8 protein-coding genes are annotated in these 8,318 nt (G+C 27.2%); 6 read left to right on the top strand and 2 right to left on the bottom strand.

Going from position 1 to position 8,318, the window contains the following annotated elements; all coding sequences use genetic code 11:
• The first annotated feature begins 330 nt into the window (after positions 1-330).
• On the top strand, positions 331-1,098 hold the full coding sequence (locus BN899_RS09635; protein WP_042274934.1) for an ABC transporter ATP-binding protein: 768 nt from the start codon (positions 331-333) through the stop codon (positions 1,096-1,098).
• Complete coding sequence (locus BN899_RS09630) at positions 1,085-2,989, top strand: ABC transporter permease (protein ID WP_042274933.1); 1,905 nt, start codon at positions 1,085-1,087, stop codon at positions 2,987-2,989. The genes BN899_RS09635 and BN899_RS09630 overlap by 14 nt, the downstream gene beginning before the upstream one ends.
• Before the next feature lie 65 nt (positions 2,990-3,054).
• On the opposite strand, the gene BN899_RS09625 is transcribed toward BN899_RS09630, so the two are convergent.
• A complete protein-coding gene (locus BN899_RS09625) occupies positions 3,055-3,672 on the bottom strand; it encodes a GNAT family N-acetyltransferase (protein WP_161628742.1) in 618 nt (205 codons plus the stop codon).
• A 675-nt stretch (positions 3,673-4,347) separates the two neighbouring features.
• On the opposite strand from BN899_RS09625, the gene BN899_RS09620 reads away from it, so the two are divergent.
• Complete coding sequence (locus tag BN899_RS09620) at positions 4,348-5,586, top strand: VanW family protein (RefSeq protein ID WP_042274931.1); 1,239 nt, start codon at positions 4,348-4,350, stop codon at positions 5,584-5,586.
• A 38-nt stretch (positions 5,587-5,624) separates the two neighbouring features.
• On the opposite strand, the gene BN899_RS09615 is transcribed toward BN899_RS09620, so the two are convergent.
• Complete coding sequence (locus BN899_RS09615) at positions 5,625-6,239, bottom strand: PH domain-containing protein (protein ID WP_042274930.1); 615 nt, start codon at positions 6,237-6,239, stop codon at positions 5,625-5,627.
• A gap of 214 nt (positions 6,240-6,453) precedes the next feature.
• Between BN899_RS09615 and BN899_RS09610 the strand changes: the two genes are divergently transcribed.
• The 3 genes from BN899_RS09610 to BN899_RS09600 all read left to right on the top strand — a co-directional run.
• Positions 6,454-7,005, top strand: a complete 552-nt coding sequence (locus BN899_RS09610) for an NADH peroxidase (protein ID WP_042274929.1) — start codon at positions 6,454-6,456, stop codon at positions 7,003-7,005.
• A 190-nt stretch (positions 7,006-7,195) separates the two neighbouring features.
• Positions 7,196-7,741: an NADH peroxidase gene (locus BN899_RS09605; RefSeq protein WP_042274928.1), complete on the top strand. Its 546-nt coding sequence runs from the start codon at positions 7,196-7,198 to the stop codon at positions 7,739-7,741.
• Between the two features lie 138 nt (positions 7,742-7,879).
• A partial coding sequence (locus BN899_RS09600) for a rubredoxin-like domain-containing protein (protein WP_042274927.1) occupies positions 7,880-8,318 on the top strand: 439 nt, incomplete at its 3' end.

Genomic DNA, 8,318 nt, shown 5'->3' with positions numbered 1-8,318 from the left:
GTAATTGTAGGATTAAATTCTTTAAATTCTTCAACTACGTTTTCTAAGTTTTCTATTTTATATATATTATGTCCCCATCTAGATAAACCTTCGCTGATTTGATTTTTTAGGGCTGCATCATCTTCTACAATCATTATTTTAAACATTGTTACCTCCATATTAAGCATTGATTTATTTTAAATATACGTATATTTTAAACATAAATTAAAGAAAAATGAAGAATTTTTAAAAATACTTACGAAATTGTAAGATATACTTAATGTAATCAAATGGTTAAAAATATTTCACAGATATATAATAAGTTCATAAGAATTTTATAAGGAGGAGAAAATGAAAGATATATTAAAGGTAGAAAATGTAAGAAAGGAATATGGAAAAAGGAATGCTAAATATGAAGCGCTAAAAGGTGTAAGCTTTAAAGTGAGAGAAGGAGAATTTGTTGGTATAATGGGAGCATCGGGAGCTGGTAAATCAACTTTACTAAATATTATATCTACAATAGATACTCAAAGTAGTGGTAAAGTTTATATAAACGATAAAGATATAAAACATATGAATCAAAATCAAATAGCGGACTTTAGACGAGATAATTTAGGATTTGTTTTTCAAGACTCAAACTTATTAGATACACTTACAATTAAAGAAAATATAATGCTACCATTATCTCTTAAAAATGAAAAAGTAACAATTATAGAAGATAGAGTAAATGAAGTGGCAACATCACTTGATATATTAGAGACATTAAATAAATATCCATATGAAGTTTCGGGAGGGCAAAAGCAAAGAGCGGCAGTATGTAGATCAATAGTAGGGAAGCCATCATTATTACTTGCAGATGAACCAACTGGAGCTCTTGATTCAAAATCAGCGAGGGAGCTTTTACATACTTTTAGTGATTTAAATAAAAATGAAAAAGCAACAATACTTATGGTAACTCATGATCCAATGAGTGCTAGTTACTGTAATAGAATTTTATTTATAAAAGATGGAATTATTTTTACAGAACTTATAAAAGGGAATAGCACAAAAGAATTTTATCAAAAGATATTAGATACGGTAGCTATGCTTGGAGGCGTTGATAAAAATGAATTTATTTAATATTTCCTTTAAGAATGTAAAAAATAGTGCATCAAATTACATAATGTACTTTATATCCATAGTATTTAGTGTATTTATATATTTCACATTTAACTCTATACAGTATAATGAAGCTTTATCTATATTAGGGAAGACAAAAAGAGCCGGAATTAATTCGGCGGCAATAGTCATAGCATTTTTCTCATTTATGTTTATATATTATTCAAATGCTTTCTTTTTAAATAGAAGAAAGAAAGAAATAGGAACCTATAGCTTATTAGGAATGAGAAAAAATCAAATTTCAAAAATGTTTTTGTATGAAACTTTAATAATAAGTAGTGTTGCAATAATATTAGGGATATCTTTAGGATTTTTATTTTCGAAGCTTATGACTATGTTACTTGTAAAATTAATGGGAGAAATTGTAGTAGTCAAGATGTCACTGGATATAAAAGCAGTAATTAAAACTATTATATCATTTTCTTTAATATTTATATTAATAGGAATAAGAAATACGTTTGTAATAAGAAAAAAGAAGCTTATTAAACTATTTAAGCAAGAATCTGAGATAAAATTACATAAAAAATCTTCTTTATTTTTAGGGGTTTTAGGTATAGTTTTAATAATATTAGGATATATAATGGCAATAAGTAAGATATTAGAAATGGAAATTATATTATCTCCGCTTGTATTGATTTTTATAATACCAGGGACATTTTTATTTTTCTCAAGTGCACTTTCGATAATATTAAATACAGTAAAGAAAAATAAGATATTTTATTATAAAGGTATAAATTTAGTTGCATTTTCTGGTCTTAGTTATAATATAAGAAGTAATTCGAAAATATTAGCTATAATAGCAATTTTAATAGCAACAAGTGTTACCATTTTAGGATTTAATATATCGTATTATTATACTATAGATCAAAGTATTAGAGAAAACTATAAATACAACTATAACATAAATGCTGATAATGATTATGTAAATAAAGAAGTAGATAAAATATTAGATAAGTATAAAAATAACATAACTCTTGATAAAACAATAGATTTAATAGATACGGAAACTAACTACATAGCTATAACGAAGGATAGTATTAAACAAGATACGAGGGACAATTTATCTATAATGAAAGAAAGTGACTTTATAAACATACAAAATAAAGAATTAAAATATGAAAAATTAAAATCAGATAAACATATATATTATTCGAGTGACGTATACAAAAAAAATATGTATAAGTCTCTTGAAGGAGAAACTCTAAATATAGATAAAAATAAGCTTAAAGTGCAAAAAGAATTTTATGAACCTATGGTAAACGAAGAATCATCGTATAATATAGTTGTAGTTAGAGACAATGTATATAATAAATTAGAAAAAGACAATAAGACTAGAAAATTAAGAGTTATAAATATAAAAGATAAAGATTCATTAGAATTAGCAGATAAATTAGTGAAAGCTGTTGAAAACAATATGGGAAAAAATTATCCATTTAATATTACATCTAATATAAAATCATATACAGACCTTATGCAAAATGGAGGATTATTGTTATTTATAGGTATGTTTTTATCAACTGTATTTTTACTTTGTACGGGAAGTATAATATTATTTAAACAACTATCTAGTATATACGATGACAAGGATAGATATATAACTCTTAAAAAGATTGGAGCAAGTAATAAAGATATAGAAAAAATATTATCAAAGCAATTAAAATTAATATTTTTATTACCATTATTAGTAGGTACAATCCATAACTTATTTGCAATGACAATAGTACAAAAACTTGTACAAAGAAATATTTTAGTACCGATTTTAATAACACTAGTTATATATTATATAGGATATTTTATGTATTATTTAGTAACCTTAAAATATGCTAAAGATATGTTAATAAATGAAATATAAAATTATATTAGCCAAATTAAAATAAAGAGGATATAAGTATTATCCTCTTTATTTTAATTTGTTTTTTAAGCTGTAAATTCTATTTCTGGACTGACTGTATTATCTAATTTTTTCATAAGGATATTACGTTTTGTACCACACGGATTTTCTCTTTGAAGTTGAACTTCAAATCCTAAGCTTAATATTGTTTTTTGGCTATAGATATTTTCAATAGCTACGGCCGTTACTATATGGCTTTTTCCTCTGTCTGTAGATTCTTGTATTCTAGTCTCAAGTAGTAATTTATGTAATGCATTTCCACGATAAAGAGGGTCTACCATTACATAACCAGAGATATACGTTGAATCTATTTCGGTTTGACTTAAATTCATATCATAGAGATTATTTAAGTAATCACCACTTGGAATTTCACACATGGCTGATGCTACTAAAGTCTCTTCAACGTAACATCCTATTATAAAGCCACCATTAGCTAAAACATCTTTCAATTGGAGAGGATCACGAAACTTAAGCCAATTTTTATTATCTAGGGTAACGCTTACCCTATTATATAAATTAGTAACGTCATTAAAGTTAGCCTCTGTAATAAAGCAAACATCAGCGTATAAGTTTTCGCAAAGTTCTCCATTGAACTTAGATAATTTTACCTTTTTTATCAAAATAGACACCAGCTGTTCACACAAGTTCGCTACGCTTATGCAGTTCTCCTATGAACTTCTCATATTTTCACATGAGAGCAGACTATTTCTTCACCCTCGACATTACTCGTTAGGGGCAACCTACTTCCACTATCAATAGCTTATAGTGTACGACCTCTCGGTCTAGTCGTTGAAGGTTTCCCTGTTCGGGACTTCCCTGCATGAACATCCATTGTACTAGCACTTAGGGTTTAACCTTATGCCATCCTAAGACTTTTTTCTACTTTCGTTCCATCACGCTTAAAGCTATTCGCTTTTACGTTGTGGCACTTAGGCTTTAGGAATTATCTGCAATTCAAGTTGTGTCCTATGCAGATTTCTCTACATACGAGGCTTAAATCGTTACCTCTTTTCGTAATTAAGGAGAATAATCTCCAATTTATATAAATTTATAAAAACACTGGTTATACTTTTATAAATCTATATAATGTAAATTTTATAATAAGTATTATAACATAATACCTAGAAAAATAAATTATATTTTGCATACTTTTAACAAAAAATAGTATTTTTACACAAGTATAAAAAATTCACTTATAAATTTAAAAAAGATAAATAATATATGAAAATAATACATATTTTTAATAAAAATATAAAATAGAATATAAAAAAATATATAGGAAATTATAAATGTATATAATTATATTAAGGAGTATTTTTATGATAAAGCAGAAAATAATTACTAAAAAGTTAATTTTTTTATTTTGTTTACTTACTATGTCAATTCTAAGTTTAGGGATGAATAAGTTAGAAAATAATTTAGATGGTAAAATATTTAAAAATATTTATATAGAAAATATAGATGTAGGAAAAATGAATATTGATGAAGCTAGTAAACAAATTAGTAATACATATAAATTAAAACCTATAAATATAAAATATATCTCTAAAAATTGGACTATAAATCCACAAGATATAAAGTTAGATTATAATATAGATAACTCATTAAAAAAGGCCTATTCATATACAAGAAGTGATAATAGTAAAGAAAATTTAAAAAGAGTTTTTAATCTAACCTTCAAAGAAAAGTACAATATAGAACTTACAGCAACTTATGATGAAATAGCTTTAAGTAAATTTATAGAAGATATATCAAAGGAAATAAATAGAGAAGTTAAGCAAGCATCAATACAAGTAACAGAAAGTTCTCAAATATTAAAAACTCCGTCTAAAGAAGGTATAGAGGTAGATATAGTAAAATTAAAAGAAGAAATATATAATATGATAGATAAAAAAGATATAAAAGAAATTAATTTGCCTACTCGCATAATAAAGCCTACTATAAAAACAGAAGATGTAGAGTCTGTAAATTCAATATTAGGGCAATATAGCACTAGCTTTAACAATAATACTCCGAGAGGGAGTAATATTCATGTGGCAGGACAAAGTACTAGTGATATACTTATAATGCCTGGAGAGACATTCTCATACAATAAATCTACAGGAGCTAGAACGTGGAGCAATGGATACAAGACTGCAAAAGTAATAGTAGGCGGAAGATATGTAAATGGAGAAGGTGGAGGAGTATGCCAAGTTTCAACAACAATATATAATGCAGCACTATTAGCTGGTATGGAAATAGAGGAAGTACACAATCATACCTTTGCGTCAAGATACGCACCGAGAGGAAAAGATGCAGCAGTATCATATGGGTATACAGATTTAAAATTTAAAAATCTTTTTTCTCATCCTATTTATATAAAAAATATAGTTAGTAATGGAGCAATAACATCAAAAATATATGGATGTAAACAAGATAAAGAGAAGCTATATATAAGAACTGAAGAAAAATACAATAAAGACAAAATAAATGTAAAGACATATAGGATATACTTAGATGAAGAAAATAATAAAATAAGAGAAGAATTAATTGCTGAAAGTAAATATAAGATAAAATAAAGCTAGTCAAAATGACTAGCTTTATTTTTATATAAATTTTAATTATTAATATACTTTTCGAAAATATATCCAAAATCTCTAATGCTATATTTATTCTTAGAAGATACTAACCATTCAAATACATATTCATTAATATTTTTAAAGCTTTCTTCTAAATTAATATTTTCTATACGATTAGATGACATAAGTGTAGTTGCTGTATGTATTGATTCATTAGTATAGTTTAATAAAATTTGATTATCTCTAGTAATTTCAGATATTTTTATTAAAGCTTTATATAAATCTTTTAACTGTTCTAACTGTTTTTTATCTACATCTATAGAAAAACTCTTTTGACCTATTGTAAATTTAATCTCAACATCTAAATCTATAGTTCCAGCAGTCTCTAAAGAAACATCAGATATATTATTAAGGTAATAATCATAACGATATAAATTACGTTTTTTACTAACTGCATTTTCTCCATCAATATGAATTAAAGCCTTATTAGTAAAACAGTATTCGTCGGATTTAGATTTTATAATGAAATATATAGTCTCTCCATCTTCATGCATTATATAATCATCTGAATCCACTTTTTTATAATCTTCAGGTCTTATTATCGTACCTATATCACTTATACCAAGTGCATCTGAAGCAAACTTTTTTAACATGTGTAAACTCCTTTTGAAAATGTAATTTTAATTAATAAACTACTTAATTGAGTATTATTATAACATATATCTATAAATAAATATAAAAAGTTTATAATTGTTGTTTAGAGCAATTATCACCGGGTATATATAAGTTATAACAATGAATAATTAAGTTTAAATAAACTGAAATAAATTATATAGAAATTAAAATAAAAATTAGGAGGATATAAATATGAAAAAATTTGTTTGTACAGTATGTGGATATATATATGAGGGAGAGACAGCGCCACAAGTTTGCCCAGTCTGTAAAGTAGGACCTGAAAAGTTTGAAGAAATGAAAGGTGATATGGTTTGGGCTGACGAGCATAGAATAGGGGCAGCTCAAGGAGTAGATGAAGAAGTATTAGAAGGATTAAGAGCAAACTTCGTTGGAGAATGTACAGAAGTAGGAATGTACTTAGCGATGAGTCGTCAAGCAGATAGAGAAGGATACCCAGAAGTAGCAGAAGCTTACAAAAGAATAGCATTTGAAGAAGCAGAACATGCAGCTAAATTTGCAGAATTATTAGGGGAAGTAGTTGTTGCTGATACAGAAGCTAACTTAAAAGCAAGAGTAGAAGCAGAATATGGAGCAACAGAAGGAAAATTAAAAATAGCTAAAAAAGCTAAAGAATTAGGACTTGATGCTATACATGATACAGTACATGAAATGTGTAAAGATGAAGCAAGACATGGTAAAGCATTCCTAGGTTTATTAGAAAGACATTTTGGAAAAAAAGCATAGATTAAATAAAAACTGCCTTTAAAAGGTAGTTTTTATTTGTTTAGAAACCTTAAAAATATAAAATTATAAAATTATTTAAAATTTATAAGAAATAAATGTTTTAAGTAATATATAGCGGGTATTAATATATCATAACAGTAATCATTACTATTATTAAAATAATAAATGATAATTTTAGGAGGATATAAATATGAAAAAATTTGTTTGTACAGTATGTGGATATATACACGAAGGAGAAACAGCGCCTCAAGCTTGTCCAGTATGTAAAGTAGGATCTGAGAAGTTTGAAGAAATGAAAGGTGAAATGGTTTGGGCTGATGAACATAGAATAGGATCAGCTCAAGGAGTAGATGAAGAAGTATTAGAAGGATTAAGAGCAAACTTTGTTGGAGAATGTACAGAAGTAGGGATGTATCTTGCAATGAGTCGTCAAGCAGATAGAGAAGGATATCCAGAAGTAGCAGAAGCTTATCAAAGAATAGCATTTGAAGAAGCAGAACATGCAGCTAAATTTGCTGAATTATTAGGAGAAGTAGTAGTAGCTGATACTCAAGCTAACTTAAAAGCAAGAGTAGAAGCAGAATACGGAGCAACAGAAGGAAAATTAAAGATAGCTAAGAGAGCTAAAGAATTAGGGCTAGATGCTATACATGATACAGTACATGAAATGTGTAAAGATGAAGCAAGACATGGTAAAGCATTCTTAGGTTTATTAGAAAGACACTTTGGTAAATAAAAATAATTTTTTAAAATAATAAAAAATAAATATGTTTTAAGTATTATTTGCTGGGTATATATATACTATAGCAGTAATCATTACTATTATTAATAAAGTAAAACTTTAAAATAAATAAAATTTAGGGAGGATATAAATATGAAAAAATTTGTTTGTACAGTATGTGGATATATACATGAAGGAGAAACAGCACCAGAGCTATGTCCAGTATGTAAAGTAGGACCTGAGAAGTTTGAAGAAATGAAAGGTGAAATGGTTTGGGCTGATGAGCACAGAATAGGTGCAGCAGCAGGTGTTGATGAAGAAATATTAGAAGGATTAAGAGCTAACTTCACTGGAGAATGTACAGAAGTAGGAATGTACTTAGCAATGAGCCGTCAAGCAGATAGAGAAGGATACCCAGAAGTAGCAGAAGCTTACAAGAGAATAGCATTTGAAGAAGCAGAACATGCAGCTAAATTTGCTGAATTATTAGGGGAAGTAGTAGTAGCTGACACTCAAGCTAACTTAAAAGCAAGAGTAGAAGCAGAATACGGAGCAACAGAAGGAAAATTAAAAATAGCTAAGAGAGCTAAGG

This window comes from Faecalimicrobium dakarense (genome assembly GCF_000499525.1).
Taxonomy (GTDB): domain Bacteria; phylum Bacillota; class Clostridia; order Peptostreptococcales; family Peptostreptococcaceae; genus Faecalimicrobium; species Faecalimicrobium dakarense.
The sequence above is the reverse complement of the archived record's forward strand: the minus strand, read 5'-3'. Positions and strand labels throughout refer to the sequence as shown.